This window comes from Acidisoma silvae, assembly GCF_020618775.1.
Taxonomy (GTDB): Bacteria; Pseudomonadota; Alphaproteobacteria; order Acetobacterales; family Acetobacteraceae; genus Acidisoma; species Acidisoma silvae.
In genome coordinates, this window is sequence record NZ_JAESVB010000014.1 from 15,502 (window position 1) to 34,761 (window position 19,260).

Genomic DNA, 19,260 nt, shown 5'->3' on the forward strand with positions numbered 1-19,260 from the left:
AATATGTAACTGGGCTCTGGGTGCCCTGCCTTGTCCTGTGGCGATGCCGGGTTAAACTCAAGGTCGCTGAAGGGTAGTGAGCACTTTGTCTCTGGCACATAAGCAAGGGGCTGAAACGCCGCCATTTGACATGGCTATTGTCGGTGGTGGCGTTGTCGGCTGCGCTATGGCAAGGCGTTTTGCCTTGGGCGGCGCGCGCGTGCTGCTGATCGAGAAGGGGCCAGATATCCTTTCGGGCGCCAGCAAGGCCAATAGCGCCATCCTGCATACCGGTTTTGACGCGCCGCCCGAGAGCCTGGAACTGGCCTGCATCCAGGCAGGCCATGCCGAATATCTTGAGATCGCGCCACGCCTCAACCTGCCGTTGCTTGAAACCGGCGCGCTGCTGGTGGCCTGGACCGAGTCCGATCTCGACAAGCTCGACGAGATTGTGGCGCAGGCGCATGCCAATGGCGTGGGCGATGTTGTCCGCCTTTCGGCAGAGGACATCCGTAGGCGCGAACCCGGCCTTGCTCCCACGCTGCTGGGCGGTGTTTCCGTGCCGCGGGAATATCTGATCGATCCTTGGTCCGCACCGCTGGCCTATGTGCAGCAGGCCATGGCGCATGGCACGGCGGTGCTGCGTGGTGCGGCGGTCACGGGCGGCGCGTTCGACGGCAGGGTTTGGCATATCGAAACCACGCAAGGCGCGGTCTCTGCCCGCTACATGCTTAACTGCGCCGGCCTCTACGGCGACAGGGTCGAAGAATTGATGCTGGGCGATGCGAGTTTCAACATCCGTCCGCGCAAGGGTCAGTTTGTCGTCTTCGACAAGGCTGCCAGCCGTCTGCTGAACGCCATTCTGCTGCCGGTGCCGAGCGAACGCACCAAGGGCATTGTCATCACCCGCACCGTTTTCGGCAATCTTCTCGTGGGACCGACCGCTGAGGAGCAGGAAGACCGTGTGCATGCCGATGTCGATACCGCGACGCTGGAGATGCTGGTCGCGGCAGCGGTCGCGCGTATTCCGGCGCTTGGCACCATGCCCGTGACGGCGCTCTATGCCGGCCTTCGGCCCGCGACGGAGCAGAAATACTATCGTATCCGGCATGAGCCCGCGCGGAATTGGGTCACGGTCGGCGGCATTCGTTCCACCGGTCTGTCGGCGGCGCTTGGCCTCGCCCAGCATGTCTTCAACCTTTGGGAAGGCGGCGCGGGTCTTGTGCCGCCAGCCGCCGTTAGCTGGCCTCCGGTTCCCAATCTCAGTGACTATGCGCCGCGCGACTGGCAGGCCGATGACCACGGCGAGATCGTCTGCCATTGCGAGATGGTGACCCGGCGGGAGATTGAGGCGAGTTTTCAGTCAGCTTTGCCGCCGGGTGATTTCGGCGGCCTGAAACGCCGCACACGCGCCTGCATGGGGCGCTGCCAGGGCTTCTATTGTTCCGCGCGCCTTGCGGAACTGACGGGTGACAGAGGCATCGGGCCGTTCGGCGAGGGCCTGACCCGTGACGCATGAGATGTTGGGCGCCGAATACGATGTGGTGGTTGTCGGCGGCGGTACAGCGGGGCTGGCCGCCGCCGCCGAGTTGCGCCGGCGTGATGTCGGTCGCGTGCTGGTGTTGGAGCGGGAGGAAGAGGCCGGCGGCATTCCCCGGCATTGCGCGCATCCGCCCTTTGGCGTCCGGGAATACGGGCGGTTGATGACCGGCCCTTCCTATGCGCGTCTTAATGTCGCGCGCGCGCTGGCCAGCGGCGCGGAGATCCGAACCGGGGTGACCGCTGTCGCCTTGAAACCGGACGGCCTGATCGCCTTGGCGACGCCGCACGGCTTGGCGGAGGTGCGGGGAAGGCGTGTTCTTCTATGCCTCGGCGCGCGAGAGATGCCCCGCTCGGCGCGGTTGATCGGCGGCAGCCGCCCGCGCGGCGTCATCAATACCGGCGCCTTGCAGTCAGCCGTAAACCTCAAACATATCAAGCCTTTCGAGGCTCCTCTTATTCTGGGAACTGAACTCGTCAGCCTATCTGCCATTCTGACCTGCCGGCACGCGGGCATTCGCCCGGTCGCGATGATCGAACCTGCGGCCAAGCCCATTGCGCGCTGGCCTCTTACGCTTTTCCCGCGTATCGCAGGCGTGCCGCTGTATCTGGGTGCCAGTCTTCACGCAATTGAAGGGGAAAGTCGCGTCCGTCGTGCCGTTGTGCGGCTGGCCGATGGACATGTGCGGTATTTCGACTGCGACGGCATTCTGTTGACCGGCGGTTTCACGCCTGAAAGCGCAGTTCTGCGGCTCTCCAATCTGGCCATTGACCCTGGCACAGGGGGGCCGGTGACGGACTCGTTCGGGCGCTGCTCCGACGCGTCCTATTTCGCCGCAGGCAATCTTCTAAGGCCAGTCGAGACATCGGGCTGGTGCTGGCGGGAAGGCAAGCGGATGGCGGCGCTGATTGCGGAAGAGCTCGCAAGCGGCCTGCCCGACACGGCGCGAATGGTGACCGTGACAAGCGCGAACCCGGTTCGCTACGCCGTGCCGCAGCGCGTTCTGGCCGGTGACAGTGCGGGCACGGCATTGCAATTGCGCGTCTCTCGCCACTGCACCGGCACATTGAGCGCAAGCCAGGGTGGCCATGTCTTGGTCAGTCGTCGCGGTGATTTCCGGCCCGAGCGGCGCATTCTGCTGCAACTCCCGCCCGGGCTTGCCGCATCGACGCCAATTGAAATAGCCCTGTCGTGAGACGACCGTCGTCTTTTTCTGCCGAAGGATAGACCCTGATGACGACCGTCCTCGCCATTGATCAAGGCACATCGGGCACCAAGGCGATTGTCGTTGACAACGCGGGCGTCATCCACGGTCTTGCCGAATACCCGCTGCATCCCTCCTATCTGGCTGACGGCGGTGTTGAGCAGGACCCGCAGGCATTGCTGGCATCGGTGCTGGAAGCCGGGAGGGCAGCCCTGGCGCAGGCCGGGGGAATGCCGATTGATATCGTGACGCTGGCGAATCAGGGCGAAAGTATCCTCGCCTGGGACGAGACGACTGGCCGTCCGCTGTCTCCGGTCATCGTCTGGCAGGACCGGCGGTCCGCCGCGCTCTGCGCACGGCTTGCGGTGCATCGGGATCATTTGGCGGCACGCACCGGCCTCGTGCTCGATCCCTACTTCTCGGCGCCGAAAATGGCATGGCTCAGGGAAAGCGGCGTGCGCGGCGGCGTTGTCACGACAACAGATAGCTGGATATTGCACCATCTGACAGGCGCGTTCGTGACGGATGTATCTACCGCCAGCCGCTCTCTTCTTATGCCTTTGGCAGAAGCGGGCTGGGCACCGGATCTGCTTGATGTTTTCGGCTTGGGTCGCGAAAAAATGCCGGCCGTTCTTGCGTCCGACACCATTGCAAGCACAACGCGTGCCTTCGGCGATAGGGACATTCCGGTCGGCGGTCTGGTCGTCGATCAGCAGGCGGCGCTGCTGGCCGAACACTGCCTACAACCCGGTGACGCGAAATGCACTTTCGGCACGGGCGCCTTTCTGCTTGCTCATGCGGGAGAGAACCCGCAGCCGCCGCAATCAGGGCTGGCCGCCTCCGTCGCCTGGGAAGTGCGGGGCAAGCGCAGCTTCTGTCTCGACGGGCAAATCTACACGGCGGGGTCGGCTGTTCGCTGGCTGCGCCAGCTCGGGTTTATTCAGGACGCCAAGGATCTCGACCCGATGGCCGAGCAGGCAGCGGATGGCGTGCTCTGTGTGCCGGCACTCGCGGGGCTAGCCGCACCCTGGTGGAATCCGGACGCACGCGCCTGCTTTACAGGCCTGGGTCTGGCCAGCGGGCCGGCTGAGATGGTGCGGGCGGTGCTGGAAGGGATTGCCGCTCAGGTCGCTGAGCTTTGCCGCCTGCTGGGGCAGGAAAGTGGTGGGCCTTTGCGGCGCCTCAAGGTCGATGGCGGGCTGACGCAATCCCGCTTTCTCATGCAGGCCCTGGCCGATATCGCCCAGGTTGAGGTCGAGCTTTTTCCCTCGCAGCATGCGACACCGCTCGGCGCAGCCGCTTTGGCGCGCATGGCCTTGCTGCCTGATCTGTCAATCGCCGAGGCGGTATTGCCTTGGCAGCCGGAGCGGGTTTTTCAGCCGATATGGTCGGCGGATCGCGCCTCGGCTTTTCGTGCCCGTTGGCTGCGCGCGGCGGAGCTGGTTCAGGATATGCGGAACTGATAGCCGGGCGTGCCGCGCGCCACGGCCAAGATCATCAATGCCCCAAGATACGGCTGACGAAGGCCTGGGTGCGGGGCTGCTGCGGTGTCCCGAAAATCTGCGCTGGCGGTCCCATTTCCTGAATCTTGCCGTCCGCCATGAAGGCGACGCGGTGGGAGACTTCGCGCACGAAACCCATTTCGTGGGAGACGATGAGCAGCGTCATATTATCGGCCGCCAGCATCTTCACAGTGTCCAGCACTTCGCCGACGCGCTCGGGGTCGAGCGCCGAGGTCACTTCGTCGAGCAGCAGGATATCGGGCTTCAGGCAAAGCGCGCGGGCGATGGCCACGCGCTGTTGCTGGCCGCCGGAGAGCTCATCGGGATAGGCGTTGAGCTTGTCTGCCAGCCCGACTTTAGCCAGCAATGCACACGCCTCGGCTTCTACCGTTTTTTTGTCGCGCTTCTGGATGGTGACGGGTGCGACCATGACATTGCGCAGCACATTCATATTGCCGAACAGGTTATACTGCTGAAAGACGATGGCGAGCTTGTCGCGCGACCGGCGCAGCGACCGCCGGTCGGCATAGTTGATCGTCTCGCCTGCCAAAGCCACCGTGCCGGCACGCGGCGGCAGCAGCCCGCTGATGACGCGCAGCAGCGTGCTTTTGCCGGAACCCGAAGGGCCGATCAGGCTGACGATCTCACCGCGCTCGATAGACAGGTCAATCCCGTCGAGCACGGTGGCATTGTTATACCGCGCGACGAGGCCGCGAATGTCGAGATGCGCCAAGCCGTCTCTCCAGATAGGACCCGAAGCGGGCCAGGGGATAGGAAATGATGAAATAGAGGATCAGCACCGTCGCATAGACGAGGGATGCCGAGAAACCTTTGGTATTGAGAATCTTGCCCGCCTGGGTCAGTTCCAGCACGCCGGCCTGGGAGGCGAGTGCCGTGTCCTTGATGAAAAGCACGAAATAGCTGAACACGGGGGGCAGGATCAGCGGCCAGGCCTGCGGCAGCCGGACGTGCCAGAAGGTATGCCAGGCCGAGAAGTTCATGACAGCCGCTGCTTCCATCTGGCTCGGCTTCACGGCCCGCAGGCCCGCGCGCACGATCTCGGCCACGAAGGCGGTGGAAATGACCGAGGTGCTGATGAAAGCGATGACGAGGGCCGAGGCATTGAAGCCCAGAACCTGCGCACCGAAGAAGAAGATCATAAGTGTGATTAGGAAAGGTACGCGGCGCAGAATTTCCACATAAAGCAGCGCCAGCGCCTTCAGCGGCCAGAAGATCGGTCGCTGCGAGAGGCGTGCCAGGCTGAGCAGGAAGCCGCAGAACAGACCCACGACACAGCCGACCGCCGAAAGTGACAGCGTGGTGAGTGCGGCTTTCAGCAGCAGGATGACGTTGTAGATTGTAAAGAGGCGCGGGATTTCCGCGATCAGAAAGCTCAGCATCACAGCACCGGAACGCGTGCGCGGAAGGCCCAGCGGCCGACAAGGGCCAGCAGGATCGTCGCGATGAAGGTGACGACGACATAAAGCGCCGCGACCGTCGTGAAGATTTCGATCGAGCGGAAGGTCGTGGAATTGATATTGAAGGCGCGCCCGGTCAGTTCCTCCACGCCAAAGATGGCGGCCATGGAGGTGCCGAGCGTCATCAGAATGTATTGATTGGTCAAGGCCGGCATGGCGACCTTGAACAGATGGGGCAGCGTGACATGACGCAGCGTCTGCAGGCGGTTCATGCCCAGTGTCTCGGCAGCGTCCAGTTCCTGCGCATGAACGGTGCTGAGGCCCGCGCGCAGGATTTCGGTCAGGTAGGCGGCGGCATTCAGCGTCATGCCGATCAGCACGGCGGCGAAAGGCGAGAAGAGGATGCCGAAATCCGGCAGCCCGAAATAGATCACGTAGATCTGCACGAGCTGCGGGGTATTCGTAAAGAAAGCGACATAGATGCGGACAAGGCGCCCCGCGACGGGGTGGCCCTCATTGCGGATCACCGCAAAGAACAGACCGAGTACCATCCCGCCGATGAAGGACAGGATGCTGAGGGCAAGGCTGATCGCCATGCCCCCCATGAGATAGGGGAGGTAGGGCGCTATCTGGCCATAGTGCAGTACGTAATGCATGGACCCGAAGCGCCCCTTTCTGCCAGCCTTTTAGAAATACGGCGTCGTCGGGATCGGATAGACGGGCGCCATGCCGAACCACTTCTTGTAGGTGTCGTTCAGGAAGCCGTCCGTCTCCAGCTCATAGATCGCGACATTCAACCAGGCCTTCAGCGGCTCGTTGCCGAAGGCGAGGCCGATGGCATCATAATCGACTTCCGCATTCTTGTCGGCGATTGTGCGTGTCTTGGCCGGATAGTTCTTCGTATAGGTGCCGAGGTAATCGACGACATCGACGATGGCGTCACCACGTCCTTGCTCGAAGGCGCGCACCGCATCGGGGTAATTGTCGAACAGCGTCACCTGGGCCTTGGGTAGGTTCTGCTTAACGTAGTCGACCGGAGTCGTGCCGCGCACTTCGATCAGCTTCACGCTGGTGGCGTTCAGATCCTGCATGGTCTTGAAGGCAGAGCCGTCTTTCACCAGCGCGCTGATGGCTTCCGTCTGGATGGGCAGCGAGAAGTCGATGACCTGGGCGCGGGCCGGGGTGCGGGTCAGCGCGCCCATCATCAGGTCAGCCTTGCCGGTGAGCAGATAGGGCACGCGGTCGGCGGAATTCACCTGCACCAACTGCACTGTCACGCCCAGCATGCTGCCGAGCTTATTGGCGATGTCGACGTCGAAACCCTGGACCTGATTGGTGTCGCTGAAGGAGCCGAGCGGCGGCAGGTTGGGATTGATGCCGACGACCAGCGTCTTGGCCGAGAGGATTTCATCCAGGCTATGCGCCTGCGCCACAGCCGGCGCGGCGAGTAGGCAGGCAAGACCGGCAACGCGGCCGATCCAGGTCGAGGCACCCATATCAATCATCCCTTTGCGGTTGCATCATGTCGCTCGTCAGTATACTGATTGTATACCGTTCGTCGACAAAGAACCACCGGAATGTCTGAAAGTCAATCATCGTCGCCACACAGTTTTCACCGCGCAACGGATGTCGAGCGCGGTGCACGGGTTCGCTTCGTCTTTGATGGCAGAACGATCGAAGCCTATGCGGGGGAGTCGGTCGCAGCCGCGCTTATGGCTGCCGGCGTTCGTACGCTGCGCGCCAGTCCTCGCACGGAAGCGCCGCGCGGCGCCTTCTGCTGGATGGGTCTTTGCCAGGAATGCGTCGTGATTGCCGATGGCGTGCGGCGCCCGGCCTGCCGGCTGGAGGTGCGCGACGGCATGGTGATCATGCCGGGGACGGTGCCATGAGCGGCGAGACCGATCTGATTGTCGTGGGTGGCGGTCCGGCCGGGGTAGAGGCTGCGCTGGCGGCCTCCGAACGCGGCTTGTCCGTAAGGCTGGTGGATGAAGCGCCGCAGGCGGGCGGGCAGGTCTATCGTGCGCCGCCGCGTGCCTTCGGTGCGAAATTCCAACAGAAAGCTGACCCGATCGGTGTTCGCTTGCGCGACCGGCTGCGCGCAAGCGCGGTGCAAACGCATTTCGATCACAGCGTCTGGTCTGCCTCGCCCGGCTATCGCATCGATGCGCTTGGGCCGGATGGTGCCGTTTCCTGGCGGGCGCGGGCGGTGATTGCGGCGACCGGCGCGCAGGAGCGTGTCGTACCCTTTCCCGGCTGGACGCTGCCCGGCGTCACCGGCCTCGCGGGTGCCACCATCATGCTCAAATCCCAGGGCATGCTGCCCGGTGCTGTCACGCTGGTGGCGGGGCAAGGCCCGCTACTGCTGGCCGTCGCCATTGGCATTCTGAAGGCCGGCGGCAAGCTGGCTGCCGTGATCGATCTGGCCTCGCAGGCGGATTGGCTGGCCGATTGGCCCGCGATTGCCAGCCAGCCTCGCCTTGCCCTGCGCGGCCTTGCCTGGCAGGCGATATTGCGCCGCGCCGGTGTGCCGGTGCTGTATCGCCATGCGATTCGCAGTGCCGAGGCGCAGGGGGATCAATTGCTGGTCTCGGTTGGTGCGGTCGATGCCGAGGGCGCGCCAGTTGCGGGCCGCGATCGCTCGTTTGTGGTTGATGCGCTGACGGTCGGCAATGGTCTCACGGCCAGCACGGACATCACGCGGCTCATGCGGGCGGAGCATCGGTTCGATTCCTTGCGCGGTGGCTGGGTGCCGCAGCTGGACACGGATTTTCGCACGACGCTGCCGGGCCTGTATGTTGCCGGTGACGGCGCCGGCATTGCCGGCGCCGCAGCCGCTGCGATCGACGGGCGGCTGGCAGGGCTGGCGGTGGCGCACGATCTCGGACAATGCGACGATGCCGCCTATCAAAACCTGATAGCGCCTCTGCGGCGCAGCGCGCTGCGGGCGCGAAAATTCGGCACGGCTATGGCCAAGCTGATGGTGTTGCGCCCGGCGCAGGTCGCCGCGATAGCGGATGAGACCATCGTTTGCCGCTGCGAGGATGTGACGCAAGGCGAAATCTGCACGGCCGTGCGTGAGGGGGCGCGCGGCGTCAACCAGGTGAAGGCATGGACGCGCTGTGGCATGGGGCCCTGCCAGGGCCGCATTTGCGGCGATATCGTGGGCCAGCTTGTCACCGGCCAGGGCAATGCGCGGGAGGAGGCCGGCTATTTCACCGGCCGCACGCCCTTCCGACCGCTGCCGCTGGATGAGCTGGCACCGCCCATCGCCTATGGCGACCTGCAATTGCCGCCCCCGGCGCCGCTGTGATGAGCCAAGCTATGACTTCCGATTTTGATGTCGCCGTCATTGGCGCCGGCGTCATGGGCGCCACCACCGCGCTGCATCTGGCGCGTGGCGGCATGCGTGTGGCCCTGGTGGACCGGGGCGAAATTTGCCGCGAGGCCTCTGGCGTCAATGCCGGAACGCTGACCCTGCATATGACCCGCGCAGCGCTTATTCCCTATGCCATGAAGGGGCGGGCGCTTTGGCTTTCAGCCGAACGCTGGCTGGGACGCGATGTCGGCGCGCGCTCGGCTCCTGGCTTCTCGCTTGCCTTCACGACGGCTGAGGAAGAGATGCTGGTCAAGCGTGCCGAGGCGCGCTGCGCCATGGGCGCGCCGATCCGGCTTGTCAGCCCGGCCGAGGCCTGCGCCATTGACCCCGGTATCAATCCGGCGATCAGGGCGGCCGCCTTCTGCGAGTTGGACGGGCATGTCACGGCCTATCTCACCGGCCGTGGCTACCGGCAGGCGCTGACCGCTGCCGGGGTCACCATGGTGGAGCAGATCCCCGTGGAGGCGATCGAGTCGCAGGGCGGGGGGTATCTCATCCGTGGCACCTGCGGCACGCGCCTCTCGGCCAGGCGCATCGTGCTGGCCGGCGGCGTCTGGCTGGAAAGCATGCTGGCCATGCTGGGCGTCCGCGTGAAAATAAAATGCCTGATCAACCAGCTGATCATCACAGAGCGCATGCGGCCTGTCATGCGCAGCGTCGTCGGCATCGCCAACGGTCTTCTGTCACTGAAGCAGTTCGAGAACGGATCGATACTCATCGGCGGCGGCTGGCAGGGGCGCGGTGACCCTATACGCGGCGGCGTGGAGCCGATTCCGGATAATCTCATCGGCAATATCCGGCTGGCGCGACATGCCATTCCGGCGTTAGGCGAAACCCGCGTCGTGCGCATCTGGCTTGGCCTCGAATCGGAAACAGCCGATGCCATGCCGATGATCGGCCCTCTGCCGGGAATGGAAGGCGCCTATGTCATCGGCTGCGTTCATTCCGGCTATACCAGTGCGCCCTATATGGGGCAGTTGCTTGCGCAGCATATTCTGGGTCAGGAGCCGGAGATGCCTCTGTTCGACCCGGCGCGATTGATTGATACCACTCCGTCTAGCGTAAGGATGTCAGCATGATCCCTTCGACCGAAACCCCTTTCCACGGCATCTATGTTGCGACGCTGACACCCTTTCGCGCCGATGGGCAGATCGACGAGCCGGTGCTCGCCGCGCATTTTCGCAGCTTCGCGACCGTTCCGGGCATTGCCGGCGTCCTCTGCAACGGCCACGCGGCTGAGAATTTTCTGCTGACCCGGGAAGAGCGCCGCCGGGTGACGGAAATCGCCTATGAGACGCTTGGGGCCAGCCATATCATCGTTTCCGGCGTTGTCGCGGAAGCAACCGAGGAAGCGGCGCTGCATGCGAAGGACGCGGCTGATGCCGGGGCGGACGTGGTGCTCGTTTTTCCGCCCTTCTCCTGGGCTTTGTCGCAGGATGACCGCATGGCGGTGACGCATCATCGCCGTATCGGGCAGGTTTGCGGCGTTCCGCTGATGCTCTATCAGGCGGGTGTAGCGTCGGCCATGGCGTACAGGCCCGAAGTGCTGGCCGAACTGGTGCAGATCCCCAATGTCGTCGGCATCAAGGAAGGCAGTTGGGAAAGCAATGCCTATGACCGCAACCGCCGGCTGGTGAAGGACGTGGCGCCTCATGTCGCGATGATGGCGTCCGGCGACGAACATCTGCTGTCCTGTTTCGTCGTCGGCAGCGAGGGCAGCCTGGTTAGCCTCGCGGTGCTGATGCCGGCAGAGATCGTGGCGTTGGATCAGGCGGTGCGGGACGAGGATTTGGCGACAGCCGGGGCTTTGCATGCGCGTATTCAGCCGCTGGCCAATGCCATCTACGGCCATGCGCCGGGTGGCCTGGCCACGGCCCGTCTGAAGGCCTGCATGGTGCTGACCGGTGCCTGGACTAATGGCAGTCCGCGCGCACCGATCAGCGACCTGCCGCCGGCGGAAATCGCACGCCTTCGCCAAGCTTTGGTCGATGCCGGACTTGTGGAAGGAACAACAGCCGCGTGACGGAAAAGCACGACGAAGGCAGCCTCGCCGAACGGGCCTATGACGCGCTGAGCCGTCTGGTGCTGACACGCCAGCTGCCAGGCGGCAGTTTGGTGGTCGAGGGTAGGCTCGCCGAGCAGCTGGAGATTTCGCGCACGCCGATTCGCGAAGCCATACTGCGTCTTGCGGCTGAGGGTCTGCTGGTGAAGCAGGGCTCGCGATCCTATGCCGTGCGGCAGGTGCAGCCGGTGGAGTTCTTCCAGGCGCTGAAGGTGCGGGAACTGATCGAAGGCGAGGCGGTGGAACTGTCCATGGGCCGCGTCCCCCCGGACGTGATTCGTGACCTGCGACGTGACGTCGAAAATCTCGGCAAGCTGGACCGGCAGGATGCCCAGCACTGGGAAATGGATGACCGTCTGCACCTGCTGTTTCCCGAAGTGCTGAACAATGGCGTGATGGTGCGGATTATCCGTGAACTGCGCATGACGACGCGGTTGTTTGAGTTGACCAGTCCGGCAGGGCGAGTCGCGCGCGATGCTGCCGAGCATATGGATATTCTGGATGCGGTGGCCGAAGGCAACTCCCGCCGCGCCCGCGCCGCCATGGTGACCCATCTGCGCAATGTCGCGGCCGAAATGCTGGATGTGATGAGCGGCCGTGACGCCGCGCCGCCGAAAAGGAGATCGCGGGCATGACCCAATTCGATACCGTCATTCGCGGCGGCACCGTGGTAACGGCTTCCGATACCTTCGTCGCCGACATCGGCATTACGAATGGGGTCATCGCGGCAGTCGGCCTTTCACTTGATGGTGCAAAAGTCATCGACGCGGCCGGCAAGCTGGTGCTGCCCGGTGGCATCGACAGCCATTGCCATGTCGAGCAGCTGGAAGGCGATGGCTCGGTGCATGAGGAGACCTTCGGCACGGCGGCGCGCTCGGCTTTTGCCGGCGGCACGACGACGCTCATCCCCTTCGCGCCGCAATTCAAGGGACAGCCGATCGCGGCCCATGCCAGCGATTACCGCGCCCGCGCGGCGCGTTCGCCCATCGATTATGCGCTGCATCAGATCATCACCGACCCGACGGAGGATGTTCTGCATGGCGAATTGCCGGTGGAAATTTCGGGCGGCGTGCGCAGCCTGAAAATGTTCCTGACCTATGACCCGTTCCATGTCACGGACGGCGAATATCTGCGTGTGCTGGCTGCCGCCAAGCGACTGGGCGCTACCGTCTGCGTGCATTGCGAGAATTACGACGCAATCGGCTGGCGGTCTGCGGCTTTGCTGAAAGCTGGCCGGACCGAGCCTGCGTCGCATGCGGTCTCACGCCCGAAAGTGGTGGAACGGGAAGCGACCTATCGGGCCATCGCACTGGCCGAGCTCGTCGACCAGCCAATCCATATCTTCCATGTCTCCTGCGCCGAAGTGGCGGAAGAGATTGCCCGCGCCCAGGCGCGCGGCGTGAAGGTGACGGGCGAAACCTGTCCGCAATATCTGGTGCTGACGGCGGCCGAGATGGCGCGTCCGGGTCGCGAGGGTGCCAAATTCATGTGCAGCCCCAGTCCGCGCGATGCGGGCGATGCGGCAGGCCTATGGGCCGCGATCCGCGCCGGCACGCTGGACATCATTTCCTCTGACCATTGCGGCTATAGCTTTGATGGCCCGAACGGCAAGGCGATCAACGGCGAGGACGCCGATTTCACGCGCATTCCGAATGGTGTACCGGGGCTTGCGGCGCGCATGGCGATTACCTTCAGTGAAGGCGTCGTCAAAGGCAATATTACGCTCAATCAGTTCGTGGCGCTGACGGCAACGAATCCGGCCAAGCGTTTCGGTCTCTACGGCCGCAAGGGCAGCATCGCCCCCGGTTTCGACGCGGATTTGGTTATCTGGGACGCCGAACGCGCGGTGACGCTGACGAATGCGACGATGCAGCACGCGATCGACTACACGCCCTATGAAGGCCTGAATGTAACGGGTTGGCCGGTGATGACGATGGCACGCGGCGCAGTCGTCATGCAGGACGGCGTGGTGACGGCAGCCGAAGGACAAGGCCGGTTTTTGCCGGCAAAGCTGTCGGATGACGCGAAGCCGCGTGGCGTTGTTCCAGGTGATTTCGACGCAGCCTTGGTCTGATCAACCGCCTTGACCATCCGCACGGCGGTTTCTAGCGTCGCCGCATGAACCATGACATCTGCATCATTGGCGGCGGGATCGTAGGATTGGCGACGGCCCGCGCGCTGACGCGCCTGAGGCCAGAAGCGCGCATTGTCTTGCTCGAGAAGGAAGGGGCGCTCGCGACCCATCAGACGGGGCATAATAGCGGCGTCATTCATGCCGGCATTTATTATAAGCCTGGCAGTCTGAAAGCCGATCTGTGCCGACGGGGTGCAATCGCGACGAAGGAATTTTGTGCGCAGCACGGCATTCCTTTCCAAACACCAGGAAAGCTCGTCGTTGCGACGGATGATGTGGAACTGGATCGCATGGCGTCGCTCGCGGCCAATGCGCAGCAAAACGGCATCGACTTTGACATCCTGGACGAAGCTGCTCTGCGCCAGCGGGAGCCGAACGTACGCGGTCTCGGCGCCATCTTCGTGCCATCCAGCGGCATCGTGAATTACCGCGATATCTGCCGCGCCATGGCCGATGACATCCGTGCGGCGGGCGCCGTCATTGAACTTGGCGTCAAGGTGGATCGGATCGAGGAAACCGCACGGGGCGTGACCGTGAGAGCAGGTGCGCGGTCATGGACCGTGGATAGGCTGGTGGCCTGCGCCGGGCTGCAATCAGATCGTCTGGCAAGACTGGCTGGAGTGGCGATCCAGCATCGGATATTGCCCTTCCGTGGCGAATATTATCGAGTGCGGCCTGAAAAAACGGCAATCGTGAAGCATCTCATCTATCCGGTGCCGGACCCGGATCTGCCTTTCCTGGGCATTCATCTCACACCCATGATGGGCGGTGCTTTGACCGTGGGGCCGAATGCGGTTCTGGGCATGGCGCGGGAAGGGTATCCCCGCTTCTCCCTGTCCGCCGCCGATATGCTCGACTATCTGCGATTTCCAGGCTTCTGGCGGGTGATGCGGCATAATCTACGGTCAGGTCTGGGTGAGATGCGCCGCAGCCTGTGGAAGTCGCTTTACCTCAAAGAATGCCAGAAATATTGCCCAGGTCTGACCGAAGCCGATCTTTTGCCCTATGAGGCCGGCATTCGGGCGCAAGCGGTGATGGAAGATGGCGCGCTGGTGCATGACTTTCTGTTTCTGGCCACCGAGCGGATGCTCCATGTCTGCAATGCGCCGTCCCCCGCTGCGACCTCTGCCATTCCGATCGGTGAGATGATCGCACAAAAATTAATGGGGACGGCTACTCTGTTTGAAGAGATTGTCACTTAAGAATAAGACTCTCTGGCAAGCCGCCTTAGCGCCAGCGGAAGCGCGCGGCGGGATGGTTGTCGGGCAATCTGTCCGCGCCATCCGCGCGCAGGCGCGCGCGCAGCGTTCCCGTCTGTGCCTCTGTGCGATAAAGGCCGCGCGCTTGCAGCGCTGGCACCACGTAGCGCGCGAAATCCTCGAAAGAGGCTGGTGCTATGAACTGATGCAGCAGAAAGCCGTCGATGCCCGATTGATCGACATAGGCGGCGATCTGGTTCGCAATCTCGGTCGGGCTGCCAATGAAGGTCAAGCCGCTATTGCCATCCACGCGCGCATAGCGCTGGCGAATATCGCCTGCCAGAACGGCCGCCTTGCTGGCGGCTGATTGCGTGTGGTTTGAACTCCGGTCTATCGCCTCGTCATCTTGGTAGCGCGCCATGTCGATGCCGCTATAGCCTGAATAGGCGGCAAGCGACGCCTCCGGCGCGTAGAAGCGCTGATAGTCGGCAAGCTTGTCCTCGGCTTCCGCTCGCGTTGCGCCGACAACAATCTGCGCGCCTGCCAGAGCTTTGATGTCGCCGCCGTCACGACCCTCAGCGCGTGCAAGAGTACGTATGTCTTCTACGCCTTGTCGTACCGCGCCGGCTGTGTTGTCACCCACGAAAACAACTTCCGCATGGCGGGCGCCGAAGATCTTGCCGCGTGGAGACCAGCCGGCCTGGATGAGCAGCGGCGTTCGCTGAGGGGAGGGGAAGCTCACATGTGGCCCGGCACAGGCAAAATGCGTTCCCCTGTGGTCAATGGGCCGCACGCGGGTCGCGTCGGCAAACCGGCACGCGGTCTTGTCGCCCAGGAAAGCATCGTCTGCCCAGCTGCCTTCCCAGAGCTTGTAGGACACCTCGAGGAATTCCTCCGCTATGGCATAGCGCTCGTCATGCGGCACCATACGGTCCCGTCCGAAATTACGGGCGGCACTGGGCAGATAGGAGGTGACGATATTCCAGCCGATGCGGCCGCCCGTCATATGGTCAAGCGTGCTGAGGCGGCGCGCATGCGCGAAAGGGTGATCATAGGAGGTCGATATCGTGGCGCCAAAGGCGAGATGACGGGTCGCCGCCGCCAGTGCCGGAATGATCATGAGCGGGTCATGCGCCGGCAGTTCCACGCCCCAGCTGATCGCCGTATCGGGGGACTGACCATAGGTATCGTAAATGCCCAGCACGTCGCCGAAAAACAGCAGATCGAGATTGATCTCATCCGCGAGCTTGGCCAGATGCAGCCAGTAATCATAGGATTTGACCGAGGTCAGGCGGCGGTCCTCGGGATGGGTCCACAGACTGGCGGCGCCCGAGCCGTCCCCGATATTGGCCTGCTCATAAAGACCGAAGATAAGCGGTTTACGCGTGGTCACGGCTTCTGTCCTCGGGTCACGCAGCTTTGGGAAGATGCAGCGCCGCTTCAAAAAGCTGGCGCGTATACGGGTGCTTCGGCGCCGTGATGATGGCGTCCGCGGCGCCATGTTCGACGACCTGTCCATCCCGCAGAACCATAATGTCGTCGCTCACCTGGCCGATGACGCCGAGATCATGGCTGATGAAGACCATGCTGAGATTGAGGCGCTTCTGCAGGCTGTCCAGCAGTTCAAGAACCTGCGCCTGCGTGATGACGTCGAGTGCCGAGACAGGCTCGTCGCAGATCAGGACGCGCGGATTGGTTGCAATCGCCCGCGCAATCGCGACACGCTGCCGCTGGCCGCCTGAGAGGATGCGCGGGGATTGCGGGATGATGCGTTCGGGAAGGCCGACCTGCGCGAGCAACTCACCCGCCCGGCGCAGGGCCGCAGGCTTGTCTCTGAGCCCTGCGGCATGCAGGGCGTCCAACAGGATGTCTCGCACAGTCAGGCGCGGATCGAAGGAACTCAGCGGATCCTGATAGATCATCTGAATCGCTGCCCGTCGTGACCGGCGCAGCGGTTCGGCGATGCCGGACCAGGGGTCGCCCAACAGCCGCACCGCACCCGCGTCAGGCTCCGTCATGCCGAGCAGCATGCGGCCGACGGTCGATTTGCCGGCGCCCGATTCCCCGACAAGACCAAGCGTGCGGCCCTGACGCAAGGTAAAGCTGATATCCTGAACGACGGCAACGGGCGCGCCATCGGGACGCGGATAATGTTTCGTCAGGCCGGAAACCGCGAGCGCCGGCGTTTCATCCGATGTTTCCGCAATTCGGCTGGGCCCGGACCGGTGGCCGGGAACGGCAGCGAGCAGGGAGCGTGTATAGGCGTGGCGTGGCGTGCGCAGAATGTCCTGCGCCGGACCTTGCTCGATCACATGGCCGTCCTTCAGCACCAGAACGTCATCCGCGACTGCGGAGACCACGCCCATATCGTGGGTGATGAGCAGGACCGCATCCCCGCGTTCCGCCATGGTTCGCAGCAGATCCAGGATCTGCCGTTGCACGGTCGGATCCAGCGCCGTGGTCGGCTCGTCCGCGATAAGAATGCGGGGGCGGGCGGCAATGGCGGCGGCGACCAGCGCGCGCTGCCTGAGCCCGCCCGATAGTTCGCCCGAGCGCTGACGGGCGCGTTCTTCCGGGCGCGGCACGCCGGCTTCCGTCAATGCTTCGATCACGCGCGCCGGGCGTGTGCCGCGCGAGCCGATATCATGCACCGCGAGAACTTCGCCTATTTCGGCGGCGACAGGCCGCAGGGGATCAAGCGAGACCATCGCATCCTGTAGCACGAGGCCGATCTCCTTGCCGCGCAACCGGCGCCAGGCGCGCTGGGAAAGGCCGAGGACAGGCTGGCCGACGATCTCCAGCCTCTGTGCCGTCACGACGGCACCCGCGCCGGCGAGACCGAGCAAGCTGCGCCCGGTGACGGATTTGCCGGACCCTGATTCGCCGACGATGGCGAGTATGCGGCCCGCTTGCAGCGTGAAGGAAATGTCACGCAGTACGGTGCGTGGATGCGGGCGCTGGAACCGCACCGTCAGGTTCTCGACATGCGCCAGGGTATCGGCTCCGCTCATGCGGCATCCCTTCCGTCGAAACGGGCCTGTAGATAACGGCCGAGAATGGTGAGGGAGAGCGACGTCACGGCAATCATCGCCCCAGGAAACACCGTCAGCCACCAGGCAAGGGCTGTGTAGCTGCGGCTGTCGGCCAGAAGCGCGCCCCATTCGGCTTCCGGCGGCTGCACGCCGAGGCCGAGGAAGCTCAGGCCTGTCGCCCAGACGATGCATTGCCCGATGCCGAGTGTGAACAGCGGCAACAGGGGGCGCGCAATATTCGGCAGGATCGTCAGGAACAGAATGCGGCGCGGCGCGTGGCCCAGCATGCGAGCCGCCGCGACATAGCCGGATGTGCTGACAATCAGCCCCTGCGCGCGAATGATGCGGGCATAGCCGCCGGAACTGCCGACCCCGACGGCAATGGCCAGCGTGACGGGAGACGCGCCCAGGATCGCGATGCAGATCAGGGCCAGGATAAGGCCGGGAAAGGCAAATAGCACGTCGATAACCCGCGCGACGGCGTGATCTACCGCCCGGCCGCCGAGGACGGCGGCGAGGCCCAGAATGCCGCCGACCGCAAGCGCTGTGGCAATGGACAGCAGGCCGATGAGCAGCGAGGGCCGCGTGCCGTGTATAACGCGGCTGAAGGCGTCCCGCCCGCTTTGGTCGGTGCCGAACCAATGCGCGGAGGAAGGCGGCAGGAAGGCCGAGGTCGGGTCGATGTCATAGGGATCTGTTGGGGCCAGCACATGGGGCCAGACCGCTGCCAGCACCACCAGTGCCAGGATGAAGCAGGAGGCATAGACGGCGAAGCCAGGCCCTCGCCGTGCCGGCCCCTGATGCAGGGCGGCATCAGCGACGGCGGCCTGCTCAATGATAGCGACGCCGCTCATGCCCGTGCCTCCCCGGCCTGCGACCGCCGGTCGACCAGGAAGGTCAGGCCGTCCGTCACGATATTGACGAGGACATAGACCAAGGCGATCAGCACCACGCTACCCATGATGATCGGAAAATCGCGCCGCTGGACGGCTTCCAGGATCAGGGCGCCCAGTCCTCGGCGTGCGAAAATCTGCTCGATCGCGACCGAAGCGCCCAGAAGCCAGCCAACCGACCAGTTTGACAGTGCGATGCCCGGCAGAAGTGCGTGCCGCAACGCATGGCGCAGGCGCAGGCGCAGGTCGCTGGCGCCACGTGCCTGCACGGATAGTGCGAAGGGCTGCGCCATTGCATCTTCAAAGGATTGCCGCGTGATTTGGCCAAGGAAGCCGGCAAGCGGAATGCCAAGGGCGAGCGCCGGCAAGATCAATCCGCTAAGCCCACGGCCGATGGCCGGGAACCAGTGGAGTTTGAAGGAGAAGGCCGTGATCAGCAGAAGTCCGAGCCAGAAATCGGGCAGGGCCGAGGTGATGACCTCAAAACCGCGTCCGAGGCCGCCCCAGACAGGGGATCGCGCGGCGGTCAGCAGGATGCCCAGCAAGGCCACGATCCAGGCGACGCTAAGGGCTGCCAGGGTAAGCGCCACGGAACTGCCCAATTGGCCGAAGATAAGGGTCGTGACGGGCTGCTGGCTCTCGTAGGACATGCCAAGATTGCCGTGGGCAAGGCCAAGCAGATAATGCAGATAGCGTTCGACCGCCGGCTGATCCAGGCCGAATTGCTGGCGCAAGGCCGCGACCGCATCCGGCGTTAGCACCGCGCCCGGCCCGGCGATGATCTTGACCGGGTCACCTGGCACCACCTGCAGCGCCAGGAAGGTCAAGGTGACGGAGACCCATAAAACGAGCAATCCGGAGGCCAGGCGTGTTGCCAGCCTCCGGGCGCCCGCGACCGCTAAATCGCGAAACTGAGCCATG

At 63.8% G+C, this 19,260-nt stretch carries 18 protein-coding genes; 10 read left to right on the forward strand and 8 right to left on the reverse strand.

From position 1 onward, the window contains the following. The first annotated feature begins 130 nt into the window (after window positions 1-130). Genes ASILVAE211_RS20010 through ASILVAE211_RS20020 form a run of 3 tightly spaced genes read left to right on the forward strand, consistent with a single transcriptional unit; the run spans window position 131 to window position 4,186 of the window. Window positions 131-1,498, forward strand: a complete 1,368-nt coding sequence (locus ASILVAE211_RS20010) for an NAD(P)/FAD-dependent oxidoreductase (protein ID WP_227323132.1) — start codon at window positions 131-133, stop codon at window positions 1,496-1,498. After that, entirely contained in the window at window positions 1,488-2,714 is a 1,227-nt protein-coding gene (locus ASILVAE211_RS20015; RefSeq protein WP_227323133.1) for an FAD-dependent oxidoreductase, read from the forward strand. Before ASILVAE211_RS20010 ends, ASILVAE211_RS20015 begins: the two co-directional genes overlap by 11 nt. A gap of 38 nt (window positions 2,715-2,752) precedes the next feature. Continuing rightward, window positions 2,753-4,186 (forward strand): FGGY family carbohydrate kinase, encoded by a 1,434-nt coding sequence (locus ASILVAE211_RS20020; RefSeq protein WP_227323134.1) that lies wholly within the window; start codon window positions 2,753-2,755, stop codon window positions 4,184-4,186. Between the two features lie 34 nt (window positions 4,187-4,220). Here ASILVAE211_RS20020 and ASILVAE211_RS20025 read toward each other — a convergent pair whose 3' ends face one another. The 4 genes from ASILVAE211_RS20025 to ASILVAE211_RS20040 are packed head-to-tail and all read right to left on the reverse strand — an operon-like array spanning window position 4,221 to window position 7,139. Then, complete coding sequence (locus ASILVAE211_RS20025) at window positions 4,221-4,958, reverse strand: amino acid ABC transporter ATP-binding protein (RefSeq protein WP_227323135.1); 738 nt, start codon at window positions 4,956-4,958, stop codon at window positions 4,221-4,223. Then, entirely contained in the window at window positions 4,918-5,625 is a 708-nt protein-coding gene (locus tag ASILVAE211_RS20030; protein ID WP_227323136.1) for an amino acid ABC transporter permease, read from the reverse strand. The genes ASILVAE211_RS20025 and ASILVAE211_RS20030 overlap by 41 nt, the downstream gene beginning before the upstream one ends. Next, the gene (locus tag ASILVAE211_RS20035) at window positions 5,625-6,299 is read right to left on the reverse strand and encodes an amino acid ABC transporter permease (protein ID WP_227323137.1); all 675 of its coding nucleotides are present in this window, start codon (window positions 6,297-6,299) and stop codon (window positions 5,625-5,627) included. Before ASILVAE211_RS20035 ends, ASILVAE211_RS20030 begins: the two co-directional genes overlap by 1 nt. A gap of 30 nt (window positions 6,300-6,329) precedes the next feature. After that, entirely contained in the window at window positions 6,330-7,139 is an 810-nt protein-coding gene (locus tag ASILVAE211_RS20040) for a transporter substrate-binding domain-containing protein (protein WP_227323138.1), read from the reverse strand. Window positions 7,140-7,220: 81 nt separating this feature from the next. On the opposite strand from ASILVAE211_RS20040, the gene ASILVAE211_RS20045 reads away from it, so the two are divergent. From ASILVAE211_RS20045 to lhgO, 7 genes are read left to right on the forward strand one after another with little or no spacing between them, the layout of a single operon-like run. Next, window positions 7,221-7,532: a (2Fe-2S)-binding protein gene (locus ASILVAE211_RS20045; protein ID WP_227323139.1), complete on the forward strand. Its 312-nt coding sequence runs from the start codon at window positions 7,221-7,223 to the stop codon at window positions 7,530-7,532. Next, window positions 7,529-8,953 (forward strand): NAD(P)/FAD-dependent oxidoreductase, encoded by a 1,425-nt coding sequence (locus tag ASILVAE211_RS20050; protein ID WP_227323140.1) that lies wholly within the window; start codon window positions 7,529-7,531, stop codon window positions 8,951-8,953. Before ASILVAE211_RS20045 ends, ASILVAE211_RS20050 begins: the two co-directional genes overlap by 4 nt. A gap of 11 nt (window positions 8,954-8,964) precedes the next feature. Then, window positions 8,965-10,098: an NAD(P)/FAD-dependent oxidoreductase gene (locus ASILVAE211_RS20055; protein WP_227323141.1), complete on the forward strand. Its 1,134-nt coding sequence runs from the start codon at window positions 8,965-8,967 to the stop codon at window positions 10,096-10,098. Then, on the forward strand, window positions 10,095-11,042 hold the full coding sequence (locus ASILVAE211_RS20060; protein WP_227323142.1) for a dihydrodipicolinate synthase family protein: 948 nt from the start codon (window positions 10,095-10,097) through the stop codon (window positions 11,040-11,042). The genes ASILVAE211_RS20055 and ASILVAE211_RS20060 overlap by 4 nt, the downstream gene beginning before the upstream one ends. Further along, complete coding sequence (locus ASILVAE211_RS26380) at window positions 11,039-11,716, forward strand: GntR family transcriptional regulator (RefSeq protein WP_227323143.1); 678 nt, start codon at window positions 11,039-11,041, stop codon at window positions 11,714-11,716. Before ASILVAE211_RS20060 ends, ASILVAE211_RS26380 begins: the two co-directional genes overlap by 4 nt. Further along, window positions 11,713-13,155: a dihydropyrimidinase gene (gene hydA / locus ASILVAE211_RS20070; protein WP_227323144.1), complete on the forward strand. Its 1,443-nt coding sequence runs from the start codon at window positions 11,713-11,715 to the stop codon at window positions 13,153-13,155. Before ASILVAE211_RS26380 ends, hydA begins: the two co-directional genes overlap by 4 nt. 44 nt (window positions 13,156-13,199) lie before the next feature. Then, window positions 13,200-14,417, forward strand: a complete 1,218-nt coding sequence (gene lhgO, locus ASILVAE211_RS20075; RefSeq protein WP_227323145.1) for an L-2-hydroxyglutarate oxidase — start codon at window positions 13,200-13,202, stop codon at window positions 14,415-14,417. A gap of 25 nt (window positions 14,418-14,442) precedes the next feature. Here lhgO and ASILVAE211_RS20080 read toward each other — a convergent pair whose 3' ends face one another. The 4 genes from ASILVAE211_RS20080 to ASILVAE211_RS20095 are packed head-to-tail and all read right to left on the reverse strand — an operon-like array spanning window position 14,443 to window position 19,259. Further along, window positions 14,443-15,807 (reverse strand): NtaA/DmoA family FMN-dependent monooxygenase, encoded by a 1,365-nt coding sequence (locus ASILVAE211_RS20080; RefSeq protein WP_227323146.1) that lies wholly within the window; start codon window positions 15,805-15,807, stop codon window positions 14,443-14,445. Between the two features lie 16 nt (window positions 15,808-15,823). Further along, the gene (locus ASILVAE211_RS20085; protein ID WP_227323147.1) at window positions 15,824-17,425 is read right to left on the reverse strand and encodes a dipeptide ABC transporter ATP-binding protein; all 1,602 of its coding nucleotides are present in this window, start codon (window positions 17,423-17,425) and stop codon (window positions 15,824-15,826) included. Beyond that, window positions 17,422-18,300, reverse strand: a complete 879-nt coding sequence (locus ASILVAE211_RS20090) for an ABC transporter permease (RefSeq protein WP_227323148.1) — start codon at window positions 18,298-18,300, stop codon at window positions 17,422-17,424. Before ASILVAE211_RS20090 ends, ASILVAE211_RS20085 begins: the two co-directional genes overlap by 4 nt. After that, window positions 18,297-19,259 carry an ABC transporter permease gene (locus tag ASILVAE211_RS20095; RefSeq protein WP_227323149.1) on the reverse strand — a complete coding sequence of 321 codons (963 nt, stop codon included), beginning with the start codon at window positions 19,257-19,259 and terminating at the stop codon, window positions 18,297-18,299. Before ASILVAE211_RS20095 ends, ASILVAE211_RS20090 begins: the two co-directional genes overlap by 4 nt. Window position 19,260: the final 1 nt, after the last annotated feature.